The sequence below is a fragment of the Halorubrum halophilum genome, from assembly GCF_000739595.1.
In the GTDB taxonomy this organism is placed as follows: domain Archaea; phylum Halobacteriota; class Halobacteria; order Halobacteriales; family Haloferacaceae; genus Halorubrum; species Halorubrum halophilum.
The window spans coordinates 86,365-107,190 of record NZ_BBJP01000013.1 but is presented as its reverse complement, the minus strand read 5'-3'; the positions used below and the strand labels follow the sequence as shown (position 1 = coordinate 107,190).

Annotated in this window: 24 protein-coding genes, 4 tRNA genes and 1 pseudogene; 10 read left to right on the top strand and 19 right to left on the bottom strand. The window is 68.1% G+C overall.

Features of this window, described 5'->3' with window-relative positions; translation table 11 throughout:
- The 10 genes from ACP96_RS04885 to ACP96_RS04840 all read right to left on the bottom strand — a co-directional run bounded on the left by ACP96_RS04885 (position 1) and on the right by ACP96_RS04840 (position 3,975).
- Positions 1-195: a DNA-directed RNA polymerase subunit N gene (locus ACP96_RS04885; RefSeq protein ID WP_050024945.1), complete on the bottom strand. Its 195-nt coding sequence runs from the start codon at positions 193-195 to the stop codon at positions 1-3.
- A gap of 12 nt (positions 196-207) precedes the next feature.
- Entirely contained in the window at positions 208-606 is a 399-nt protein-coding gene (locus ACP96_RS04880; RefSeq protein ID WP_050024943.1) for a 30S ribosomal protein S9, read from the bottom strand.
- Positions 600-1,049, bottom strand: a complete 450-nt coding sequence (locus ACP96_RS04875; RefSeq protein WP_050024940.1) for a 50S ribosomal protein L13 — start codon at positions 1,047-1,049, stop codon at positions 600-602. The genes ACP96_RS04880 and ACP96_RS04875 overlap by 7 nt, the downstream gene beginning before the upstream one ends.
- A complete protein-coding gene (locus ACP96_RS04870) occupies positions 1,046-1,399 on the bottom strand; it encodes a 50S ribosomal protein L18e (protein ID WP_050032460.1) in 354 nt (117 codons plus the stop codon). Before ACP96_RS04870 ends, ACP96_RS04875 begins: the two co-directional genes overlap by 4 nt.
- A gap of 39 nt (positions 1,400-1,438) precedes the next feature.
- Positions 1,439-1,523 (bottom strand) — tRNA-Leu (locus ACP96_RS04865).
- A gap of 107 nt (positions 1,524-1,630) precedes the next feature.
- Complete coding sequence (locus ACP96_RS04860) at positions 1,631-2,383, bottom strand: DNA-directed RNA polymerase subunit D (protein ID WP_050032459.1); 753 nt, start codon at positions 2,381-2,383, stop codon at positions 1,631-1,633.
- Between the two features lies 1 nt (position 2,384).
- A complete protein-coding gene (locus ACP96_RS04855) occupies positions 2,385-2,777 on the bottom strand; it encodes a 30S ribosomal protein S11 (RefSeq protein ID WP_004595254.1) in 393 nt (130 codons plus the stop codon).
- A gap of 6 nt (positions 2,778-2,783) precedes the next feature.
- Positions 2,784-3,311 carry a 30S ribosomal protein S4 gene (locus ACP96_RS04850; RefSeq protein WP_050024936.1) on the bottom strand — a complete coding sequence of 176 codons (528 nt, stop codon included), beginning with the start codon at positions 3,309-3,311 and terminating at the stop codon, positions 2,784-2,786.
- Positions 3,308-3,832, bottom strand: a complete 525-nt coding sequence (locus ACP96_RS04845; RefSeq protein WP_015910531.1) for a 30S ribosomal protein S13 — start codon at positions 3,830-3,832, stop codon at positions 3,308-3,310. Before ACP96_RS04845 ends, ACP96_RS04850 begins: the two co-directional genes overlap by 4 nt.
- A 57-nt stretch (positions 3,833-3,889) precedes the next feature.
- Positions 3,890-3,975, bottom strand: a tRNA-Ser gene (locus ACP96_RS04840).
- Between the two features lie 237 nt (positions 3,976-4,212).
- Between ACP96_RS04840 and ACP96_RS04835 the strand changes: the two genes are divergently transcribed.
- The 6 genes from ACP96_RS04835 (at position 4,213) to ACP96_RS04810 (ending at position 9,161) form a co-directional block, all read left to right on the top strand.
- On the top strand, positions 4,213-5,253 hold the full coding sequence (locus ACP96_RS04835) for a zinc-binding dehydrogenase (RefSeq protein ID WP_050032458.1): 1,041 nt from the start codon (positions 4,213-4,215) through the stop codon (positions 5,251-5,253).
- Positions 5,243-5,566, top strand: coding sequence for a hypothetical protein (locus tag ACP96_RS04830; protein ID WP_050032457.1), 324 nt, complete (start codon positions 5,243-5,245; stop codon positions 5,564-5,566). The genes ACP96_RS04835 and ACP96_RS04830 overlap by 11 nt, the downstream gene beginning before the upstream one ends.
- Before the next feature lie 87 nt (positions 5,567-5,653).
- Positions 5,654-6,232: a (d)CMP kinase gene (gene cmk / locus ACP96_RS04825; RefSeq protein ID WP_050024933.1), complete on the top strand. Its 579-nt coding sequence runs from the start codon at positions 5,654-5,656 to the stop codon at positions 6,230-6,232.
- Between the two features lie 48 nt (positions 6,233-6,280).
- The gene (locus tag ACP96_RS04820; RefSeq protein ID WP_050032456.1) at positions 6,281-7,267 is read left to right on the top strand and encodes an RNA-guided pseudouridylation complex pseudouridine synthase subunit Cbf5; all 987 of its coding nucleotides are present in this window, start codon (positions 6,281-6,283) and stop codon (positions 7,265-7,267) included.
- Between the two features lie 72 nt (positions 7,268-7,339).
- Positions 7,340-7,410 (top strand) — tRNA-Pro (locus ACP96_RS04815).
- A 272-nt stretch (positions 7,411-7,682) separates the two neighbouring features.
- On the top strand, positions 7,683-9,161 hold the full coding sequence (locus ACP96_RS04810) for a replication factor C large subunit (RefSeq protein WP_050032455.1): 1,479 nt from the start codon (positions 7,683-7,685) through the stop codon (positions 9,159-9,161).
- A gap of 39 nt (positions 9,162-9,200) precedes the next feature.
- Here ACP96_RS04810 and ACP96_RS04805 read toward each other — a convergent pair whose 3' ends face one another.
- Complete coding sequence (locus tag ACP96_RS04805; protein WP_050032454.1) at positions 9,201-10,391, bottom strand: sensor histidine kinase; 1,191 nt, start codon at positions 10,389-10,391, stop codon at positions 9,201-9,203.
- Between the two features lie 247 nt (positions 10,392-10,638).
- On the opposite strand from ACP96_RS04805, the gene ACP96_RS04800 reads away from it, so the two are divergent.
- Positions 10,639-11,718 carry a zinc-dependent alcohol dehydrogenase family protein gene (locus ACP96_RS04800; protein ID WP_050032453.1) on the top strand — a complete coding sequence of 360 codons (1,080 nt, stop codon included), beginning with the start codon at positions 10,639-10,641 and terminating at the stop codon, positions 11,716-11,718.
- 12 nt (positions 11,719-11,730) lie between these two features.
- On the opposite strand, the gene ACP96_RS04795 is transcribed toward ACP96_RS04800, so the two are convergent.
- The 6 genes from ACP96_RS04795 to ACP96_RS04770 all read right to left on the bottom strand — a co-directional run bounded on the left by ACP96_RS04795 (position 11,731) and on the right by ACP96_RS04770 (position 16,951).
- Entirely contained in the window at positions 11,731-12,657 is a 927-nt protein-coding gene (locus ACP96_RS04795; protein ID WP_050032452.1) for an amino acid ABC transporter permease, read from the bottom strand.
- Positions 12,657-13,406, bottom strand: a complete 750-nt coding sequence (locus tag ACP96_RS04790) for an amino acid ABC transporter ATP-binding protein (protein ID WP_050026091.1) — start codon at positions 13,404-13,406, stop codon at positions 12,657-12,659. Before ACP96_RS04790 ends, ACP96_RS04795 begins: the two co-directional genes overlap by 1 nt.
- Positions 13,403-14,188: an amino acid ABC transporter permease gene (locus ACP96_RS04785; protein ID WP_050032451.1), complete on the bottom strand. Its 786-nt coding sequence runs from the start codon at positions 14,186-14,188 to the stop codon at positions 13,403-13,405. The genes ACP96_RS04790 and ACP96_RS04785 overlap by 4 nt, the downstream gene beginning before the upstream one ends.
- Before the next feature lies 1 nt (position 14,189).
- Positions 14,190-14,987, bottom strand: a complete 798-nt coding sequence (locus tag ACP96_RS04780) for a basic amino acid ABC transporter substrate-binding protein (protein ID WP_050032450.1) — start codon at positions 14,985-14,987, stop codon at positions 14,190-14,192.
- 128 nt (positions 14,988-15,115) lie between these two features.
- A complete protein-coding gene (locus ACP96_RS04775) occupies positions 15,116-15,952 on the bottom strand; it encodes a COX15/CtaA family protein (protein ID WP_050032449.1) in 837 nt (278 codons plus the stop codon).
- A gap of 543 nt (positions 15,953-16,495) precedes the next feature.
- Positions 16,496-16,951 (bottom strand): DUF5814 domain-containing protein, encoded by a 456-nt coding sequence (locus ACP96_RS04770; protein WP_050032448.1) that lies wholly within the window; start codon positions 16,949-16,951, stop codon positions 16,496-16,498.
- Positions 16,952-17,112: 161 nt separating this feature from the next.
- Here ACP96_RS04770 and ACP96_RS04765 point away from each other — a divergent pair.
- Positions 17,113-17,185 (top strand) — tRNA-His (locus tag ACP96_RS04765).
- Between the two features lie 36 nt (positions 17,186-17,221).
- On the opposite strand, the gene ACP96_RS04760 is transcribed toward ACP96_RS04765, so the two are convergent.
- Complete coding sequence (locus ACP96_RS04760; protein ID WP_050032447.1) at positions 17,222-17,956, bottom strand: MBL fold metallo-hydrolase; 735 nt, start codon at positions 17,954-17,956, stop codon at positions 17,222-17,224.
- Positions 17,957-18,043: 87 nt separating this feature from the next.
- Positions 18,044-19,024 (bottom strand): calcium/sodium antiporter, encoded by a 981-nt coding sequence (locus ACP96_RS04755; RefSeq protein ID WP_050032446.1) that lies wholly within the window; start codon positions 19,022-19,024, stop codon positions 18,044-18,046.
- 141 nt (positions 19,025-19,165) lie between these two features.
- Here ACP96_RS04755 and ACP96_RS04750 point away from each other — a divergent pair, with 141 nt between their 5' ends.
- Together ACP96_RS04750 and ACP96_RS04745 are read left to right on the top strand one after the other, a co-directional pair.
- Positions 19,166-19,783, top strand: coding sequence for a hypothetical protein (locus ACP96_RS04750; protein ID WP_050032445.1), 618 nt, complete (start codon positions 19,166-19,168; stop codon positions 19,781-19,783).
- Positions 19,780-20,810 (top strand): annotated as a pseudogene (locus ACP96_RS04745) (hypothetical protein). Before ACP96_RS04750 ends, ACP96_RS04745 begins: the two are co-directional and overlap by 4 nt.
- Positions 20,811-20,826: the final 16 nt, after the last annotated feature.

Sequence of the window (20,826 nt, the reverse complement as noted above, 5' to 3'; positions counted from 1 at the left end):
TTACTGGTACGGCGAGACGACGTCGACGAGGTCGCGGTGGCTGACCATCATCCGGCGGCAGCAGTGCCGGTCGACGCCGAGGTCGTCGAGCACTTCGCCCGGGTCCTCGTCGCCCTCCTTGGCGCGCTCCTTGAACTCCTCCCAGTGTTCACCCACGACGTTGCCGCACGTGAAACACCGGACGGGGATCATCATGACTGGATCACCTCAGCGGTAGGACTTCTGGTAGCGGGCACGCGCGCCGGGTCCGCCCCACTTCTTGGGTTCGGACTGGCGCACGTCGTTGACCAGCAGCGTGCGGTCGAAGTTCATGTACGCGTCGCGCAGCTCGGCGTCGCCGAGGTGCTGGACGAGTCCGCGGGCGATGGCGGTCCGCGTCGCGTCCGCCTGGCCGCTGAAGCCGCCGCCCTCGACGTTGACCTCGATGTCGACGCCGTCGCGGAGCTCCTCGCCCGCGATGCGGAACGGCTCCAGCATCTTGAGCCGCGCCTGCTCCGGTTCGACCAGCTCGACTGGCTGGGAGTTGATGCGAACGCGGCCCTCGCCCTCGCGCACGGTGGCGCGGGCGACGGCCGTCTTCTTCTTGCCTGAGGTGTTAGTTACCATGTGACGTTGGCTCCCAGAGACTCGGAGATGTCCCCGAGCGTCGTGAATTTGATGTTCGAGAGGCGGTCGAGCGAGGTGCCGTCGAGGACGACGCTCTCGGCGTCCTCGTCGCGCTCGTAGGGGTTCCCGACGTACACGCGCACGTTCGAGAACGCCTCGCGGCCGTCCTCCGTCTTGTACGGCAGCATGCCGCGGATGGCACGCTTGAAGATCCGGTCGGGGCGCTTGGGGTAGTACGGCCCGCTGTCGGAGCCGAGCTCCGCGCGGGTGTGGTACGTCTCCATCGTCGCCTCCTCGTTGCCGGTGATGACGGCATTCTCGGCGTTGACGACGGCGACGGTCTCGCCGTCGAGGACGCGCTGCGCGACCTTCGACGAGACGCGACCGAGGATGCAGTCGCGGGCGTCGACGACGACGTCCGCGTCGATCTTCGCGAGACTCATCGAATCACCCGGACGTTGCTCCCGTCGGGATTCTGTTCAACGAACTGTTCAAGCGACACCGCTTCGCCGGCCTGATCGATCTTCGTGCGGGCGGTTCCCGAGAAGTCGACGGCGGCGACGGTGACGTTCTTTTCGAGCACACCGCTGCCCAGCACCTTGCCGGGGACGACGACCGTCTCGTCTTCCTGCGCGTATCGTTCGATACGGCCCAGGTTGACCTCAGCGTGCGTGCGCCGTGGCTTCTCCAGTCGGTCGGCGATGTCCTGCCACACGTTGGCACCGGAATCGCGCGAGACCGACTTCAGATCGGCGATGAGGTTCTGTAGTTTCGGATTCGTCTTGCTACTCATAGCTGTCTCTCCTGTGTCGGAGAGTTAGTGAAAACGGAGTGCAGGGAGCAGGATTTGAACCTGCGGACCTCTACAGGACAGCGCCCTGAACGCTGCGCCGTTGGCCTGACTTGGCTATCCCTGCGTGCACTCCTGCGTAATCCGGCTCCCTTCAAACCACTTTCGGTCCCGGCGTCGCGACTCCGTGCAGGGGCGAGCGCCGTGTGTGCGGTTTGAAGGTCCGTCATTACGTTAGACCGCGACTTTCGTCTGTAGTTCGTCCGCGCGCTCCTCGATGGAGTCGATCGCGCGGAGCAGCAGTTCCTCGACGTCGAACGAGCCGTCCGTCTCGATATGGAATACGAACGCGCCGGGGACGTCCTCGACGCTGACCTCTTTCCCGGAGAACCGCTCCGAGAGGTCGTTGTCGAACTCGTCGGTGAGTTCGACTTCTCCGTCGGGCGTCTCGATGACGCCGCGGAGAATTCGCGGCTCGTCGTCGTCGAACTCGCCGAGGTCGCCCTCGACGGAGACGCGCTGAAGGTGGCGGTAACCAACTGAGACGCCGCCCTGATGTTTGGCGTGCTCCTTGCCGGTGTCGAGCACCGCGTCGGCCTCGAACTCCAGCCGCTGTCCCTCCTTCAGCTCGATGATCGGGATGTTGTCGTCGGCGACCTCAACGAGCGGGTCAGCGCTCTCGATGTCGCCGGAGTACGCCGTCGCCGGGCCTTCGACGTCGAGCGCGAGGGTGACCTCGTCGCCGAGTTCGAAGTCGTCGAGCGGCGTCGTCAGGGGCACGAGCCCCAGCCGAAGCCCGATCATCTCGTCGAACATGACGGAGGAGTTCTCGACGAACCGAACGGTGTCGATCGAGAACGTCGGGACGTCGGCGATCATCGCGCGGCGGATGCCGTTGGCGAACGCCGGCGTGAGCCCGCGGATCAGTACCCGCGCGCTACGTTCGTCCCGTTCGACGTACTGGACGTCGAAGTCGTCTTCCGTCATGTCAGACTCGCTTGTTCTTTGGCGCCTTCGTCCCGTCGTGCGGGATGGGCGTGACGTCCTCGATCCGGCCGATCTCGACGCCCGCACGCGAGAGCGCGCGGATCGTCGCCTGCGCACCGGGACCGGTGGACTTGTTGAGGTTGCCGCCGGGGCCGCGCACGCGAACGTGCACGCCCTCCAGACCGGCGTCCTTGACGCGCTCGGCGACGACCTCCGCCATCTGCATGGCGGCGTACGGCGACGCCTCGTCGCGGTTCTGCTTCACCACGGTGCCGCCGGACGACTTGGCGATCGTCTCGGCGCCCGTCTCGTCGGTGACCGTGATGAGCGTGTTGTTGAACGACGCGTACACGTGGGCGATGCCCCACTTTCCTCCGTCCTCGGATTCACTCATGGTTGATTACTCCTGTGACTCCGCGCGCTCGGGGTGGAGATCGTCCGCGAGCGGGCTGTTCTCGTCGAAGGCGATGGCGCCTTCGTCGTCCACGTCGACCTTCACCGAGGGGCGCGTAACGCGTGCGCCGTTGACGGTGATGTGACCGTGAACGATGAACTGGCGGGCCTGCTGGGTCGAGGACGCGAACCCCTGCCGGTAAGCGACCGTCTGGAGACGGCGCTCGAGCAGGTCGGTCACGTCCAGCGAGAGGACCGCGGAGATGTCGTCGTTGTCGCCGAGGATGCCGATCCGGCGGAGCCGTGCGACGAACTCCGAGCCGGCCTCCTGAGCGACGTCGGCGTCACCCTGAGCCTCGCCGAGCAGGCGACGCGCCTCGCGTCGCATGCTGCGCAGCTCGGACTGGGCGCGCCAGAACTCCTCTTTGTTCTTGAGACCGTACCGTGAGAGAAGATCGGACTCCTCGGCGATGCGCTCGCCCTGGTACGGGTGATTCGGCGTCTCGTAGCCCTTCGTGTTCTTGCCGGTGCTCATTCCTCGTCACCCGCTGCTTCTTCTTCCGCCATCTCCTCGCGGATCTCCTCGACATTGACCCCGATGGTCCCCTCCGAGCGACCCGTGGACTTCGTGCGCTGGCCGCGTACCTTCTGGCCGCGCTTGTGGCGAACGCCCTTGTACGATTCGATGATCTTCATCCGGTTGATGTCGTGGCGACGCTTCTCGCTGACGTCGGTGCCGACGAGGTGCGTCGTCTCTCCGGAGTAGAAGTCGTTCTGTCTGTTCGTCATCCACGACGGGACGTGGTCTTCGAGGTTCTCGGCGATGTCGACCACCGCGTCAAGGTCATCCTCGTCGAGGAGCCCGAACGTGGCGTTTCGGTCCACGTCGGCCTTCTCGGCGACCAGCCGCGCCGTGCGCGTGCCGATGCCGTCGAGTTCGGACAGGCTTCGCTCGACCGTCTTCGTCCCGTCGAGGTCCGCGCCCCCGATCCGAACGAAGTACTGGAGGTCTTCCTCCTCCTCCGGCGAGTCGTCCTGTGATTCTTCCGTGCTCATGTGTTGGTTGTGGTGAGCCCTACCGGCGCGAATCCGGCGGTACTCGGTCCGTTCGAGCGTTGCGGCGGGGATTCGAACCCCGGAGGCAGTGACGCCACAGAGTTAGCAACCCTGCGCCTTGGGCCAGGCTTGGCTACCGCAACCCGCGTTGTATCATCGCCCTCGTGGACTCGGGACCCGATGCCCCTGCAGTTCGTGCATCCGTATGGTCCCCCTTTCGGTACTTAAACATCACGAAAGGCTCGGGGCGAATGGGCCTGATTCGCACGGGTGTGAGGGGTTAACGTGGGTGACGCGCGCTCGCCGGAAGCGGGAGGAGAGGGCCCGGAAGGAGTTCCGTTTGGCGTACTGTTTAGTGGGTGCCGCGGCTGGATCACTCCATGAAGGCAGTCCAGTTCGACTCCCACGGCGACCGCGACGTGATCGAGTACGGCGAGTTCCCCGACCCCGACCCCGACCGCGGCGAGGTCCTCGTCGACGTCAAGGCCGGGGCGCTGAACCACCTCGACATCTGGACGCGTCGCGGGATGCCCGGGATCGACCTGGAGCTGCCCCACATTCCCGGCAGCGACGCGGCGGGCGTCGTCGAGGCCGTCGGCGAGGACGTGACGCGCTTCGAGCCCGGCGATCGCGTCGCGGTGAGCGCCGGCGTCTCCTGCGGCGAGTGCGAGTTCTGCCGGCACGGCGAGGAGTCGCTCTGCCCGTCGTTCCACATCATCGGCGAACACGTTCGCGGCGTCCACGCCGAGCGCGCGGCCGTGCCCGCGGAGAACCTCGTCCCCGTTCCCTCGGGCGTCGACTGGGAGGTCGCCGGCTCCGCCTCGCTCGTCTTCCAGACCGCGTGGCGGATGCTCCAGACCCGCGCCGACATCGAGGCCGGCGAGAAGGTGCTCGTGCTCGGCGCGTCCGGCGGCGTCGGTCACGCGGCGGTGCAGATCGCCGACCACGCGGGCTGTGAGGTGTTCGCGACCGCCTCCACCGAGGAGAAGCTCTCGCACGCCGAGAAGTGCGGCGCGGACCACGTCATCGACTACGAGACGAACGACTTCGCCGAGGAGATCTCGGAGCTCACCGACCGGCGCGGCGTCGACGTCGTCGTCGACCACATCGGCGAGGCCACCTATCCCGACTCGCTGAAGTCGATGGTGAAAGGCGGTCGCCTCGTCACCTGCGGCGCGACGACCGGCCCGAATCCCGACGCCGGGCTTAACCGGATCTTCTGGAACCAGCTGTCGATCATCGGCTCGACGATGGCGACCCCAGGCGAGGTCGACGACGCCCTCGAGCTCGTCTGGGACGGCACGTTCGAGCCGCACATCCGCGAGACGCTGCCGATGAGCGAGGCCGCGCGCGCCCACGAGATGATCGAGAACCGTGAGGGCTTTGGCAAAGTGGTCGTTAAACCCGACAGTGAGTTCTGACGCCGACGGCGACGGGGGCGAAAGCACCGACGGCGGCTACGTCCACGTCCCCGGCGAGGACGGGGCCGTCCAAGACGACACCGCCGAGTCCGAACCCGAGGCCGACGGCTTCGGTCGGAAGGGGTGGGCGCTGACGGCGGCGCTTTTCACCTGCGTCCTCGTCATCCCCGGGATCATCTACGTGTACCCGTACGCGGCGGGGGCGCTCGGGTTCTCGTTTTTCGCGACGTACCTCGCCTTACCGCTCGTCCCGGCGATCCTGCTCGGGATGGTCGCGGTCTGGTCGATGACGGCGGCGACGCGGGATCGGTAGGGATCGTCTGCGGGTCGACGTGTCTCCCCAACGTCTCTCCGCGGGTCGAACGACAACCGTTTTGAACGACACCCGCGCAGTATTGATATGTTGATCACCGTCTCCGGCCCGCCGGGAAGCGGGAAGAGCACGAACGCCGCGGGGCTCGCCGATCGGCTCGGCCTCGATCACGTCTCCGGCGGCGACATCTTCCGCGAGATGGCTGCCGAACGCGACATGACGCCGGTCGAGTTCAACGAGTTCGCGGAGGAGGACCCGCAGATCGACCGCGACCTGGACCGACGGCTCCACGAGATCGCCACGACCCGCGACGACCTCGTGCTGGAGTCGCGGCTCGCCGGGTGGCTCTCCGCGGACCGCGCCGACTTTCGGTTCTGGTTCGACGCCCCCGTGTCGATCCGCGCCGAGCGCATCGCCGAGCGCGAAGGGAAGCCGGTCGACCGCGCGAAGGCCGAGACCGAACGCCGCGAGGCCTCCGAGAAGAAGCGGTACCGCGGGTACTACGACATCGACATCGACGACCTCTCGATCTACGACGCCGCGTACAACACCGCCCGCTGGGGGCCAGAGCCGTTCATCGACGTCCTCGTCGCGACCATCGACGCGTACGACCCCGCGACCGACGAGGGGAAGGCGCCGATCGAGGGCGTGAGCTACGAGTTCTGACCGCCGAACCCACACTCCCTACACTCACCACGACCCCCACAATCCCGCATGACCCGACACTTCGACGACACCGACGCCGATCCCGACGTTGACCCTCTCCGGGCCCCACCGGAGGAGCGCTCGGTCCCGGAGTTGCTCCGGTTCGGCGTCGTCAACGTGGACAAGCCCGCCGGGCCCTCGTCCCACCAGCTCTCCGCGTGGGTGCGCGACGCGATCAACGAGTCGCTGGCGACGCTGGACCCGGACGGGCCTCCGATCGACGGGGTCGCGCATGCCGGGACGCTCGACCCCAAGGTCACCGGCTGTCTCCCGACCCTGACCGGCGACGCGACCCGCGCCGCGCAGGTCTTCCTAGAGGGGAGCAAGGAGTACGTCTCGGTACTGGAGCTTCACGGGTCGCCGCCGGCGGACTTCCGCGACGTGGTCGCCGAGTTCGAGGCGGAGATTTACCAGAAACCGCCGCGCAAGAGCGCGGTAACCCGCCGGCTCCGGACCCGCACGATCTACGACCTCGACGTGCTGGAGGTCGACGACCGGCAGGCGCTCCTCCGGATCCGGTGTGAGTCCGGGACGTACGTCCGAAAGCTGTGCCACGACATCGGCCTCGCCACGGGCGTCGGCGCGCACATGGGCCACCTCCGCCGGACCGCCACCGACCCGTTCGACGATACCGATCTCCATCCCTTACAGGACCTCGTCGACGGGCTTGCGTGGGCCGAGGAGAGCGACGACGCGCTCCTCCGCGAGGTCGTCCGTCCCGCCGAGGACGCGCTGGTCCACCTCCCGTCTGTGACGATCGCGCCCTCCGCCGCGCGCAACGTGGCCACCGGCGCGCCCGTCTACGCGCCCGGCGTCATCGACGCGGACTCGGTGTCGGAAGGCGAGGAGGGAGACGAGGCCGACGACGCCGATCGCGATCCCCCGCTCGTCGCCTGCCACACCCCCGACGGCGCCGCGGTCTGTCTCGGGCGACTGGTCGGCGATCCCGACGCCGAATCGGGCGTCGTCGTCTCGCTGGAGCGCGTCCTCGTCTGAGCGGAGCGGGACCGAGAGACGAATGAAACGAAGTCCTTAATTACCGGACTCTCATTTTTTCGGATGCAGACAGGGACCGTGGGGTAGTGGTATCCTATGCGGATGGGGTCCGTATGACCTGAGTTCGACTCTCAGCGGTCCCATAAATATTTTGACTGGTTTCCATTATCGTAGCCTTAGATCCATTTAACGCCCAAAAACCGGGTTCAAAGGTGTGCTATGAACCGTCTTCACGGCGGTTCCGACGAGGCCGGTCGTTGCCTCTACTGCGACGGCCATATATCAGAATATTTTAATCAGCTTCCGGCGACAACGACGCCGGGCCAACCGTTGTCCCGGGTATGCTCCGCCGTCGAACAACCGCGGTGGGTACCGCTCCGCAACCACTAAACGCGGCTCGCTCGTTGCACCGGTAATGGCCGATTGGACGGAGAAGTACCGCCCGAGCACGCTCTCGGAGGTCCGCGGCAACGACAAGGCCCGCGACGCGTTCGCGGAGTGGGCGCGCTCGTGGGACGACCACCACGAGGCCGTCGTCCTCCACGGGAGCCCGGGCGTCGGGAAGACGAGCGCGGCCCACGCGCTCGCGAACGACATGGGGTGGGAGACGGTCGAGCTGAACGCCTCGGACCAGCGCACCGCCGACGTCATCGAGCGCTTCGCGGGGCGGGCCGCGCGCAACGCCACCCTCGGCGGGAGCGCGGCGGGCGGCGGCGCGGCCGGCGGCGACACGGCCTCGCGCCAGCTCGTGATCTTGGACGAGGCCGACAACATCCACGGCAACTACGACCGCGGCGGGGCCTCGGCGATCACGAAACTGGTCAAAGAGTCGGGCCAGCCCATCGTGCTCATCGCCAACGACTACTACGACATGGCGCGGGGGCTCCGCAACGCCACCGAGGAGATCGAGTTCCGCGACGTCTCGGCGCGCTCCATCGTCCCCGTCCTCCGCGACGTGTGCCGGAAGGAGGGGATCGAGTTCGAGTCGGACGCGCTCGAACGGATCGCGGAGCGCAACCGCGGCGACCTCCGCGGCGCGATCAACGACCTGCAGGCCGCCACGGAGGGGCGCGATTCGATCGCGGTCGAGGACGTAGTCACCGGCGACCGCGACAAGGCGCTCGGGCTGTTTCCATTTCTCGACGCGGTCCTCAAAGAGGAGTCGGCGGAGGAGGCGCTTCAGTCGGCGTACGCGGTCGACGAGACGCCGGACGACCTCACGATGTGGATCGAGAACAACGTCCTCGACGTGTACGAGCCGGGGGAGGCGGTCCGCGCGTACGACTTCCTCGCGAACGCCGACGTGTGGCTGGGCCGCGTCCGGGCCACCCAGAACTACACCTACTGGCGCTACGCCACCGATAACGCGGCCGCCGGCGTCGCCGCCGCGCGCGACGGGGAGAAGGGCGGGTGGACGCGGTACGGCCGCCCACAGTTCTGGAGCTCCTCGGACGCGACCGCGGACGAGGTCGTCGGGGGGATCGCCGCCGCGAGCGGGTGCAGCGTCGCGACCGCGCGCCGGGAGGTGCTCCCGTTCCTACAGGCGGTCACGCATCACTGCAAGCCCCGCGAGCTGACGGTCGCGATGGCGGCCGCCTACGACCTCGACGAGGCGGGCGTCGCCTTCGTCACCGGCTCCGGCGAGTCGACGAACAAGGTGGAATCGATCGTCGAGGACGCGCAGGCGATCCGCGAGGAGCGGATGGAGGACCACGCCGAGGGGGCCTTCGCCGGCGGTCGCCGCGCGACGGACGATGTCGACCCATCGGCCGACGAGGGGGCGAACGAGGCCGACGCGCCGGTCCCCGACGACGATGACGGTGACGAGGAGACCGACGGATCCGCGAGTGACGGTGACGACGACGGACAGGCGGGACTGAGCGACTTCGTCTGAGCGGGACAAGGGGGTCCACCGGTACTGGTCGCCCCGGCGCTACTCTCCCGGCGGCGGTTCCGATCCGCTCGCTGAGTCTCTTTTGCCGGGTTCGGAGGCGACGTGTCCGCTCGGTGCGGCGTCGACGACGCCGGTCCCTTCGGGATCGATGAGGTCGACGCCGGTGAATTCGAACCGGGCGCCGCTCACCCGACTCTCAACCACGGACACCTCCCAGCCGTGGGCCTCCGCGATGCGTTCGACGATGGAGAGCCCGAACCCCGTTCCGTCCTTGTCGGTCGAGTGGCCCGGGTCGAAGACGGCGTCGCGCTCCGACGGGTCGATCCCCCCGCCGTCGTCAGCGACGTAGAAGCCGTCGGGAAGCTCCCCTACGAAGACCCGAAAGGAAGGGTCGGAACCGGTCGCGGTCTCGGAACCGTCGATCCCGGATACGGAGACGGAGGCGCCTCCTCCCAGCGTCTCCGGGTTGGTGTCGCCGCTTGTTTCTCCGGCGCTCCGTTCGACGGGATCGACCGAGAGCGCGTCCCCCGCCCCGTGTTCGATCGCGTTGCGGAAGAGGTTCTCCAACGCCTGCCGGAGCCGGCTCCGGTCGCACTCGACCCACGGCAGGGACTCGTCGACGACGAGGACGACGCCGTCCGGCGCGCCGACCGTCCGCCACGCCTGATCCACGATGCCCCGGAGGTCGACCGTCGCCGTCTCCTCGACCGTTCGTCCCTCGCGGGCGAGCGCGAGGAGGTCCGAGATGAGGTCGTCCATGTAGTCGAGCGCGTCGAGGGAGCGATCCAACCGCTCGTCCGTCTCCTCACCGTCCAGATCGCGGGCGAGTTCTACGTTTCCGACTGCGACGGAGAGCGGGTTCCGGAGGTCGTGAGAGACCACGCTGGCGAACTCCTCCAACCGCTCCCGCTGCCGTTCGAGCCGTTTGCGGTGTTCGACCCGGTCGTCGGCAGGGAAGAGGTAGCCGACGATATCGCCGTTCTCGTCGCGCGCGCCGCGCTCGTGGACCCACTCGGACTCGTCGCCGACCGTGAGTCGGTACGTCACGTCGACCGCGCCCTCGTCGAGCGCGTCGCGGAGCCGGCCTCTGTCGTCCGATTTGACGACACGAAGCCAGTCGGACCGCGGCAGCTGCTCCGGGTCCAGACGGGACTCGCCGGCGGCCTCAACGACGAGCTGCGTCGGATCGCCGTCCGGTCGCCGATACGCGACTCCCGGTCGACGCCCCATCGGCTGCGTCACACCACACACACCTTATTATAGGATTATAAACCTTTCTCAAACATCATTTTAGTTACTCGTTGTACGGTCAGTGAATTTTCATAATACGCTTCTCAAAGCCGTTAAAAGATGGTTTAACGAGCGAAACAAAGTCTGCTTCCGTCTCTCACGGAGATCGTATCACGTTCGAATCACGTGTTTGACGCCGATCGAGCTCGGAAGATGGCTTTAATTCTCGTCGGGTCCTGGCGTCGGTATGCGCGCGGCGATCCTCCGCGAGTACGGCGAACCGCTGGCGGTCCGCGAGGTCCCAGAGCCGGAGCCCGGCCCCGACGACGCCGTGGTCCGCGTGACGGCCTGCGGCGTCTGCCGGAGCGACTGGCACGCGTGGGCGGGCCACGGCGAGTGGGCCGACGACCGCGTCCCCCGCGGACAGGTGCTCGGCCACGAACCCGCCGGCGAGGTGGTCGCCGTCGGCGACTCCGTCGATCGGTTCGCGCCGGGTGACCGCGTCGTCGTTCCCTTCTCGCTCGGCGACGGCACCTGTCCGCGCTGCCGCCGAGGACACGGGAACGTCTGCGACGACGGGCGAGCGCTCGGCTTCGAGCCCGACGCCCCCGGCGCGTTCGCCGAGCGCGTCGCCGTCCCGGACGCCGACTACAACCTCGTCGAGCGTCCGCCGTGGCTCGGCTCCACCGCCGCGGCCGCGCTCGGTTGCCGGTACATGACGGCCTACCACGCCCTCGCAGAGCGGGCCGGGATCGGCGGCGGCGACTGGTTGGCCGTCCACGGCTGCGGCGGCGTCGGGCTCTCGACGGTCCAGCTCGGCGACGCGCTCGGCGCGCGCGTCCTCGCGGTCGATGTCGACGAGGAGGCCCTCTCGCTCGCCCGCGATCTGGGCGCCGACGAGGCTGTAAATCCGAGCGACCTCGGTGACGGCGAAACGGCGGTGCCGGACCGGATTCGGACCCTCACCGACGGCGGGGTCGACGTGTCGGTCGACGCGCTCGGAATCGCCGAGACCTGCCGCAATTCGGTTCGCTCGGTGCGTCCCCGCGGGATCCACGTGCAGGTGGGGCTGACCACCGAGGCCGAGCGCGGCGAGGTGTCGCTGCCGACCGACTGGATGACTCGCTGGGAGGTGTCGTTCGTCGGCTCGCGCGGGATGCCGCCGACCAGCTACGACGACCTGTTCGACCTGATCGAGGCGACCGACGTGGATCCAGCCGCGCTGGTGAGCGACGAGCTGGCGCTCTCCGAGGTCTCAAAGCGGCTCGCCGCGATGGGCGAGTACGACGCGCGGGGCGTCGAGGTCGTCACCGAGTTCTCGAGGTAGCGGCGGCTCCCCTCACTCCTCGCGCTCGGCGCCGAGCCCGGGGATCGCGACGCGGTCTTCGACGCCCTCCATCAGCTTCGACGCGGTGAGGACCAAGGCGAGGTACGTCACCCCGGTCACGACGAAGATGAGCGTGTACCGGAAGGTCTCGGAGGCGATCTGGTCGGCCCGGTAGTAAAGCTCGGGAACCGTGATGAACGCCGCCAGCGACGAGTACTTGATCAGGTAGACGAACTCGTTGGTCCACGACGGGATCGCGTACCGGAGCCCCTGCGGGAGCACGACGTAGTAGATCGTCTCCAGCTTCGAGAGCCCGATCGCGCGGCCGGCGGTGATCTGGCCCTCCTCGACGCTCTCTAAGGCCCCGCGGATGTACTCGGCCTGATACGCGGCCCCGTTGAGCGTGAACCCGACGATCGCCACCCAGACCACGTCCCGCGCGAACACGCCCGAGAACGCGCCGGGGACGTAGCTCGCGAGGTTGAGCCCGTAGTAGAGCACGAACAGCTGCGCGAGGAGGGGCGTGCCGCGCAGCAGTTCGGTGTACCCGAGCGAGATCCACGCCGAGAATCGGCCGTACACGCGGGACACCGCCAGCGGCACGGCCATGAGGAACCCGACGAAGAGGCTCACGGCGGTGATCACGACCGTGAGCCACGTTCCCCGAGACAGCTCCGGGGTCAGCTCGACAACGAAGGCGGCGTCGGCCGCGTACGCGGCGAGCCCCGGAATCGCCCCGAACGTCGCCTCCACGGCCCCCGGCGGCACGAGCGGCTGGCCGACCGGGACGATCACGCCGCCGAGCCAGCGGTTGACCCAGCTCACGACGAGCCAGCCCCAGAACAGCGCGCCGGCGGCGACGAGGAGGAGCCGGCCGACCGAGCGGTCGGCGTCGGCAACGCGCTCCCGTACCGCCGCGGGTCTCGTCGCGCTCGCCATCAGTCGTGACTCGCGATCCGTTCGAGGAACCGGCCGGTCCGTTCCTCCTCGGGGCGGTCGAACAGCTGTTCGGGCGGGCCGCGTTCGACCACGCGGCCGTCGTCGAGGAACACGATCTCGTCGGCGACCTCGCGGGCGAAGCTCATCTCGTGGGTGACTACGAGCATCGTCATCCCCTCGTCGACGAGCCCGTGCATCACCTCCAGCACCTCGCCGATGAGTTCGGGGTCGAGCGCGCTCGTCGGCTCGTCGAACAACATCAGCTTCGGCTCCATCGCCAGCGCGCGGGCGATACCGACGCGCTGCTGTTGGCCCCCGGACAGCTCCGCGGGATACGAGTCGAACTGCTCGCCGAGGCCGACGCGCTCCAGTTGGGCCTCGGCGCGCTCGCGGGCCTCGGTCTCGGAGAGCCCGAGCACGCGGCGCGGGCCGAGGGCGACGTTGCCGACCGCGGTGAGGTGCGCGAACAGGTTGAACCCCTGGAACACCATCCCGACCTCGCGGCGGAGCTCGTCGACGTCGAGGTCCGGCGAGAGCACCTCTTCGCCGTCCAGCAGGATCGATCCCTCTTGCGCCTCCGCGAGCCGGTTTACGCACCGCAGCATGGTCGACTTCCCGGAGCCGGAGGGACCGATCAGGACGGTCACGTCCCCTCGGTCCATCTCGAAGGAGACGTCTTCGAGCACCTTCTCGTCGCCGTACCACTTCGAGACGTCCGTCACCCGGAGGAAGTCGTTGTCGTCACTCATGCCGACTCACCCTCCGGGATCGCGTAGTGATCGCCGAGGTAGTCGAGCGCGCGGTTCGTCGTGAACGTGAGGACGAAGTAGATTGCACTGATGAAGAGGATGACTTCGAGCACTGCGGTCGTCTGCTCCGAGAACAGGTCGTACCCCCGCGTGAGCAGCTCCGCAAGCCCGATCGCGAACACGATGCTCGTGTCCTTCAACACGATCGTGAACTCGTTTTGAAACCCCGGAATCGACCGGCGCAGGGCCTGCGGCACGACGACGTACCGGACCGCCTCGAACCGCGAGAGCCCGATCGACCGACCGGCCTCCAGTTGCCCCTCGTCGACACTTGAGAGGGTCGCCCGGAAGATCTGCGACTGGTACGCCGCGCTGCGCAGGCCGAGCCCCAGGATTCCGGCCGTCATCGCCGAGGATATCGAGGCGACGCCGAGGTTGATCTGCGGCACGCCGACGACGAAGTACATCACGATGAGGATGACGACGATCGGCGTCCCGCGGAGCACGATCCCGACCGTGCTAACGACTCGCTTCAGGAGCCCGTCGCCGTACACCTCGACCGCGCCGGCCGGGAACCCGACGACGAACCCGAGGAGGATCGACGCGATCGTGAGTCCGATCGTTAGCAGGGCGCCGACACCGAGGTAATCGGCATTGCTGAAGACGAAATCCCAGTCCGCGGATTCGCCGATAAACGCGAGCGTCGCGAGACCGTCGCCCGTCGGAATTTCGACCGCGGCGCTGGCGGCCGCCGCGAGCGCGAGCGTCCCCGGGTCCGACATCCTACTCCTGTCCGAACCAGGTGTTGGTTATCTCCTCATACGTCCCGTCGTCCCGGACGGTCGCGATCCCGTCGTTCAGCGCCGACTGGAACTCCGACTCGCCCTGCCGGATGCCGAAGCCGAACTGCTCGCCGGTCTCCTCGATGAACGCGACCTCCACGTCGCGGTTGGCCGCGAACGTCTCCGCGACCGGGAGGTCGATGACGACCGCGTCGACGTTCTCGTTCGCGAGGTCCTCGACCGCGAACACGTAGCTGTCGTACGAGGAGTAGTCGTCCTCGGAGATGATCCCGGGTTCGACGAGGTTCGCCGACACTTGGTCCGCCCCGGTCGTCCCCGACTGCGCGCCCACGCGGACGCCCTCGAAGTCCTCCCACGACGAGGGCTGGAAGTCGCCGCCCTCCCGTACGAGGATCGCCTGATCGGACTCCCAGTAGGGGTCCGAGAAAGCGATCGTCTCCTGCCGGTCCTCGGTGATCGTCATCGCGGCCGCGATCACGTCGATCTCCTCGTTCTGCGTGAGCGCGGGGATGAGCGAGTCGAACTCGAAGGTGGCCCACTCGCCGAGCTCGTAGTCGGTCTCCCCGACGACGGCCTCCAGCAGGTCGACGTCGAAGCCGACCAGCTCGCCGTCCTCCTGCATCTCGAACGGCGGGAAGCCGGGCGCGGTGCCCGGGGTGATGGTGGTGCTGTCGTCGCCGAGACAGCCGGCGACGCCGGTCAGGCCGACGGCGCTGGCCCCGCCGGTCAGCTTCAGGTACGTCCGACGGCTCATGTCCGTCTCCGTGCGGTATGACATACCCGTGGGTGAACGGGAACTGATTTTAAGCTTTCCTCCTCGGTTGGGGTGTTACACTCCACTCGGACGGAGCGCCGCACCGGTCTCCGGCGGATCTCCACCCGACCGACCCGATTCGACCGACCCGGTCAGTCGCCGCGCACGGGATCGGCCGTCGTCCCCTCCGGCCCGACGCCTCTGACCGCCCACGCGGCGCCGAGCGCCAGCGCCGCGGCGACGCCGAGCGCGGCGAGGTTGAGCCGCTGCCAGAACGCGGTGTACAACACCAGGTCGCGGCCCAGAAGCAGGGTGCCGACCAGCGCGGCCATCGACCCGGCAGCGAGCAGGCGAACGGTCTTCGCGGTCGACCGATCGAGTCCCGGATACCCGGTTCTGACAGCCTCCGTGGCGTACGCGACGGCCGCCACTAGTCCGAGGTGGCCCGCCAGCCCGCTCACGTAGAAGCCCGCCTGCGCGCCCGGCGAGTAGGTGACGAACGGGACCGCCCGCGAGAACACCGCGCTGGCGACGATCCCGACCGCGGCGACTCCGATCGCGGCCCGGAGCAGCCGCGGGGAGCCGCGGCCGCCGCCCCAGATGGTCGCCAGCCCGAGCAGCGTGAAGATCCCGAGCGCGACGATCAGGTGGGCCGCGTGCGTCGACACCGTGTAGCCGCCGGGGACGAGGCCGCCGAGGGTGACGGTGAGCGCGCCGACAGTGATCTGCAGCGGGAGGATCGCGACCGCGAGCGTCGCCGCCAGCCGGGTCCGGCGATCTCGACCGCCGAACCACGACCAGCCGGCGACGCCGATGATGAGGAACCCGGTGACCATCGCCCACACGCGGTGGAACCACTCGATGAAGTCCGGGTTGATCGTCATCGCGGGGATGAGCTGGTCCGAACAGAGCGGCCACTGGGCCTGACACGCCAGTCCCGAGCCGGTCGCCGCGGTGTAGACGCCGAGCGCGAACAGCACCAGCGTCATCCCGGTCGTCGTCGCCGCGTACCGCCTGAATGTCAACCACGCGGGCCGAAGACTCATTGGTCAAGTTCGGGTTTGAGCGCACTTAGACCGTTCGGACGCTCCGGGGAGGCGAGAATTCGATGGGCCGGGCAGAAACCGCCACGGGGCCGTGTTCTACTTATAACTGAACGAGGCGGTGGCGCGCCCCGGTGAGTGGTCCGGAGGACCGCGAACCGCGAGGGACCTCCGGTCCCTCTGGCAGCCGGCGGCGAAGCCGCCGGCGACGACGATGCGAGGGAGTCGGTCGCCCGAGCAAAGCGACGGGCGACCGACGAGGTTGGGGAGGTGTGAGGCTGCGGTGCGGGGTGGGGCTCAAAGGGGCAGCCGCGAAAACGGCTCAGGCGACGTAAGCACCGCAACGAGGGAGCGAACGAAGTGAGCGACCGAGTGAGGAGCACAGCGAGCGTGAGCCGTTTTCTCGGCTGGGGCTTTGGAGGCCTTCACCGTCGATCTGTCGGCAACAGCCCAGAAACGATCGACAGGGAATCTACTCACGAATACCGCTTATCCCGACAGTTCCCGCTTCGCTCGCCGCGCCCGCTCCGACATCTCCTCGTTGCTCTCGACGTCGGCGAGGGTCTCGATCGCCTCCAGCTGCCGCACCGAGTCGTCGAGGAACGAGAGCACGTCGCCGGTGTACGCGTACACCATGTAGTCGTCGCTCATCACGTCCACGATCGCCTGCGGGCCGAGCCCCTCGGCGCGAAGCTCCAACACGTACGCCATGAACTTCTCCTCCGGACAGCCGCAGTAGGGGTTCGCCTGACAGTCGCAGTCGAGGAAGTCCTCCGCGAAGTCCAGGATCCGGTCCCGCGTCGTCGAGTCGAGCTTCGAGAGCCCGTCGCCGGTGAACAGCATGTCGAGAGTCGCGCCGGCGAAGGCCCCCTTCGGGATGTTCGTCTCCAGCTGGGAGGCGAGCTGCCGGTGGTTCTTCACGTAGATCTTGTCGGTGAACGCCACGGTTGCCCATTGATACGCCGGCTGGGAGTAAAAGCGGCGTGGTCGTCAGGGGGCGATCGGCGGGCCGACCGGCGGGACCGATCACCGGACGCCACCGCGTCACACGCCCGTCCGGGAGTCGTAACGGTTATTTATCAAAGCGGGATAGATATCGACGCGTGTCCGGGTTAGGGTAGTGGACTATCCTTCAGCCTTGTGGAGGCTGAGACGCGGGTTCGATTCTCGCACCCGGACCTTCTACGGAACAGCGCTTTTGAAATAGCGGTGCAGCTAGAACTCGATCCGCTCGCCGTCCTCCGGAACCAGCACGTCCTCCGTCTCCGAGCGCAGCTCCTCCCGCGAGAGCAGACAGTGGTTGATCGCCTCCATGTGGACCACGGCGACCGCGGCGTCGGTTGCCTCGCGGACGGCGGCGACGTCGTCGACGCCCATGGTGATGGGCTCGCCCTCGTTGAACCGCGCCGCGCCGCCGTTGAGGACGACCGCGTCGGGCTCGAACCGGTCCAGCGTCTCCGCGACCGGCTCGTACCAGACCGTGTCGCCGGCGAGGTACAGCGTCTCGTCGCCCTCGAGGACGAACCCGGAGACCGGTCCCATCCGCTCGGCCAGTTCCCCGTGTCCGTGACGGCCGGGCGTCCGGTGGAGGGTGACGCCCCCGAACGACGCCGCGTCCTCGACGGGCCGCACGTCGGTGAACCCCTCCTCGGCGAACGCGTCCGCCTCGGCGGGCTGACAGAACAGCGGCACGTCCGCGTCGAGCTCCTCCTTCGCCGCCTCGTCGAAGTGGTCGGGGTGGCGGTGGGTGACGATCACCGCGTCGTACGAGAGATCGATATCGGGCATCGGGACCAGCGGGTTCGGTCGGTCGTTCGGCGTGTTATCGATCGGTGGCAGCGCGCCCTGCGGCGAGAACAGCGGATCGACGAGGAAGGTCGTCTTGCCGACGGTCGCGAGGACCGTGGCGTTTCGGACGAGGGTGACGCTGGCACCGGAGTTCGCGGACATACGTTCCCTTCGGCGAGCGGCGGGTTGTGTCTTGTGACGGGAGCGATCCGGTACCGACGCCGACGCGATCGCGGCGTCGACGCGGGGTCACCCGAAGATCCGCAGGAGTCCGAGCGTCCACCGGGCCAGCTCGGAGCAGACGAACAGGGCGCCCTCGGTGCGGGAGAGCCGTCGCCCGGACCACAGCGCCGCGACCATCAGCACCGTGAGGACCGTCAACCAGAGGAGCGTCTCGATCGCTGCGCCGCCGACCGCGAGCGGGCGGAGGAGAGCGGCGATCCCCAGGATACCGAGCACGTTGAACACGTTGCTTCCGACGACGTTGCCCACCGACATCCCGACGTGGCCCTGTCGCATCGCGACGAGCGAGACGGCGAGCTCCGGCGTCGAGGTCCCCGCCGCGACGATCGTCCCGCCGATCACCCAGTCGGAGATACCGACTCCGCGGGCTAGTGTCGACGCGGCCTCGACCATGAAGTGCCCGCTGACTAGGACGATCGCCAGCCCGCCGACGAGCAGCAGCGCGTCGCGGGCCCGATGCGAGAGTCCGGTCGGGATCGCCCCCGTGACCCGCGACTCCGCGTACTCCGTCTCGATCGAGTGCGCCGTTTGCTCGTCGCGGACGAGATAGGCCGTGTACGCGACGAACAGCCCCACGAGCAGGGCGCCCTCGACGCCGGTCACAGTTCGGTCGAACAGGACCGCGAACCCGGCCAGCGTCGAGCACACCAGCGCGGCGCCGTCGCGGTGGACCAGCGAGCGCTCGACGGGGATGACCCGCAACAGCGACACCGCGCCGAGGATGAACGCGAGGTTGTAGGCGTTGGAGCCGACGACGTTGCCGACGCCGATCTCCCCGAGCCCCGCCAGTGCCGCGTCGACCGTCACGACGAGTTCGGGCGTCGACGTTCCCATCGCGACGATCGTCAGCCCGATCGTGAGCTCGCTGACCCCGAACCGCCGAGCGATCCGCACCGTCGAATCGACGAGCGCGCGGGCGCCGATCCACAGGCCGATGACGGTGAGCGCGACGATCGCGAGCTGGGCGGCCGGCCCTCCGAGAGCCATGTGCGTAGTCGTTCTCGCAAAGCGGTGTTAAAATCGATCCACCGAACCGCGATCACTCGACCTGATCAAACCCGTAACGCACCGGGTACTTATGTGTCGGTCGAGCGTCGTGTCGTTCGTTATGGACGGACGTGAGACGCCGTGAGACGACGCGGTCTGCTCCGGAGGAGCGCCGGCGTCGCGGGGTGTACGGGTGGGAGCGACGACCCGGCCTTCGAGGAGGGGTTCGAGGAGGACATCGGTGACTGGACGTTCGGCGCCGCGATCGGTCCCGAGGTGGACATCGACGAGTTCGACTGGGAGGCGTCGTTCTCCGAGGAGGAGGCGGCCTCCGGAGAGCGCTCGCTCCGGATCTGGAACCAGGGCGACTACGACGACGGCGTCACGTGGGCCACCCACCCGATAGCCATCGAGTCGGGGAACGCGTATCGGATCGAGGTGACGGGGCAGTTCTGGAGCGAGTCGGAGTCGTTCAACACGATTCGGCACGCGCTGATGCGTCTCGGCCCGGAGCCGCCGGAGACCGAGGAGGACTTCCCGCAGCCCGGGCTCAACACGACGGACCTCGGCGAGACGCCCTACGGCGGGCTCCGCGACGCGCTATGGCTCGCCGACGGCTGGCGGGAGTACTCCTTCGAGTGGACCACCCCGGAACTGTCGACGGACACGCTCCACCTCGCCGTCGGCACGGCAGTGATCTGGGAGGCCGACGCGACCCACTACGTCGACGACCTCGCGGTGACCGTCGAGTCGCGATGAGCGAGGACCCGGAGGTGGCGTCGAGCGCGGACGACGCCGCCGACGCCGACGACGCCGACAGCGACGCGAGCACCGCCGACACGATGCGCGAACGCGCCGAGGAGAACCGAGCGAAGCTCTGGCTGCTGTTGCGCGCGGACCGGCTCCTCGTCGCGGGCGTCCTGACGCTCGCCGTCTTCGTCGCGTTCGTCGCCGCCGCGGTCGCGTTCTCGCCGTCTCTCGCCGAGAAGGTCGGGGCGAGCGATCCGATCGAGACGCTGTTCGCCTCGATGATCACGGTGATCGTCACAGGGGCGACGCTCGTCGTCACGATCGGCCAGGTCGTGCTCACGCAGGAGAACGGCCCGCTCGGAGACCAGCAGGAGCGCATGGACGACACGCTCACGGTCCGGGAGTCCGTCGCGGAACTGACCGGCTCGCCGGCGCCCACGGACCCCGCCGCGTTCCTCGACGCGATCCTCGGGGCCGCGGCGCGGGCGAACCGGCCGAGACCGCCCTCTGGGAGGACGTCGACGAACTCGCCGCGGGCACCGTCGAGAACGCCGAAACCGTGCGCGGCCAGCTCGACGGCGCGGAGTTCGGCTCGTTCGACGTGGTGTTCGCCGCCCTCAACTTCGACTACGGCCCGAAGATCGGACGGGCCGAGCGCGTCGCCGCCGACCACGACGACGCGCTCACCGACGACGAACGAGTCCTGCTCGAAGGGCTGAAGGAGTCGCTGTCCCTGTTCGGCCCCGCCCGCGAGCATATCAAGACGCTGTACTTCCAGTGGGCGCTGATCGACCTCTCGCGACAGATACTCTACGCCGCGGTGCCGGCGCTGGTCGTCGCGGGCCTCATGCTCACGGTCGTCGACGCCGGGACGTTCCCCGGGAGTACCCTCGGGATCGACCACGTGACGCTCGTCGTCGGCGGCGCGTTCGCGGTCACGCTCCTCCCGTTCTCGCTTTTCGTCTCCTACGTCCTCCGCGTCCTCACCCTCGCGAAGCGGACGCTCGCGATCGGGCCGTTGGTGTTGCGGGACTGACGGTAGTGCGGCGTTT

Excerpts from the sequence above, each read along its gene's own strand:
- ACP96_RS04885 (WP_050024945.1), bottom strand. The coding sequence starts at position 195 with ATGATGATCCCCGTCCGGTGTTTCACGTGCGGCAACGTCGTGGGTGAA.
- ACP96_RS04880 (WP_050024943.1), bottom strand. The coding sequence starts at position 606 with ATGGTAACTAACACCTCAGGCAAGAAGAAGACGGCCGTCGCCCGCGCC.
- ACP96_RS04875 (WP_050024940.1), bottom strand. The coding sequence starts at position 1,049 with ATGAGTCTCGCGAAGATCGACGCGGACGTCGTCGTCGACGCCCGCGAC.
- ACP96_RS04870 (WP_050032460.1), bottom strand. The coding sequence starts at position 1,399 with ATGAGTAGCAAGACGAATCCGAAACTACAGAACCTCATCGCCGATCTG.
- ACP96_RS04860 (WP_050032459.1), bottom strand. The coding sequence starts at position 2,383 with ATGACGGAAGACGACTTCGACGTCCAGTACGTCGAACGGGACGAACGT.
- ACP96_RS04855 (WP_004595254.1), bottom strand. The coding sequence starts at position 2,777 with ATGAGTGAATCCGAGGACGGAGGAAAGTGGGGCATCGCCCACGTGTAC.
- ACP96_RS04850 (WP_050024936.1), bottom strand. The coding sequence starts at position 3,311 with ATGAGCACCGGCAAGAACACGAAGGGCTACGAGACGCCGAATCACCCG.
- ACP96_RS04845 (WP_015910531.1), bottom strand. The coding sequence starts at position 3,832 with ATGAGCACGGAAGAATCACAGGACGACTCGCCGGAGGAGGAGGAAGAC.
- ACP96_RS04835 (WP_050032458.1), top strand. The coding sequence starts at position 4,213 with ATGAAGGCAGTCCAGTTCGACTCCCACGGCGACCGCGACGTGATCGAG.
- cmk (WP_050024933.1), top strand. The coding sequence starts at position 5,654 with ATGTTGATCACCGTCTCCGGCCCGCCGGGAAGCGGGAAGAGCACGAAC.
- ACP96_RS04820 (WP_050032456.1), top strand. The coding sequence starts at position 6,281 with ATGACCCGACACTTCGACGACACCGACGCCGATCCCGACGTTGACCCT.
- ACP96_RS04810 (WP_050032455.1), top strand. The coding sequence starts at position 7,683 with ATGGCCGATTGGACGGAGAAGTACCGCCCGAGCACGCTCTCGGAGGTC.
- ACP96_RS04805 (WP_050032454.1), bottom strand. The coding sequence starts at position 10,391 with ATGGGGCGTCGACCGGGAGTCGCGTATCGGCGACCGGACGGCGATCCG.
- ACP96_RS04800 (WP_050032453.1), top strand. The coding sequence starts at position 10,639 with ATGCGCGCGGCGATCCTCCGCGAGTACGGCGAACCGCTGGCGGTCCGC.
- ACP96_RS04795 (WP_050032452.1), bottom strand. The coding sequence starts at position 12,657 with ATGGCGAGCGCGACGAGACCCGCGGCGGTACGGGAGCGCGTTGCCGAC.
- ACP96_RS04790 (WP_050026091.1), bottom strand. The coding sequence starts at position 13,406 with ATGAGTGACGACAACGACTTCCTCCGGGTGACGGACGTCTCGAAGTGG.
- ACP96_RS04785 (WP_050032451.1), bottom strand. The coding sequence starts at position 14,188 with ATGTCGGACCCGGGGACGCTCGCGCTCGCGGCGGCCGCCAGCGCCGCG.
- ACP96_RS04780 (WP_050032450.1), bottom strand. The coding sequence starts at position 14,987 with ATGTCATACCGCACGGAGACGGACATGAGCCGTCGGACGTACCTGAAG.
- ACP96_RS04775 (WP_050032449.1), bottom strand. The coding sequence starts at position 15,952 with ATGACGCTGGTGCTGTTCGCGCTCGGCGTCTACACCGCGGCGACCGGC.
- ACP96_RS04760 (WP_050032447.1), bottom strand. The coding sequence starts at position 17,956 with ATGTCCGCGAACTCCGGTGCCAGCGTCACCCTCGTCCGAAACGCCACG.
- ACP96_RS04755 (WP_050032446.1), bottom strand. The coding sequence starts at position 19,024 with ATGGCTCTCGGAGGGCCGGCCGCCCAGCTCGCGATCGTCGCGCTCACC.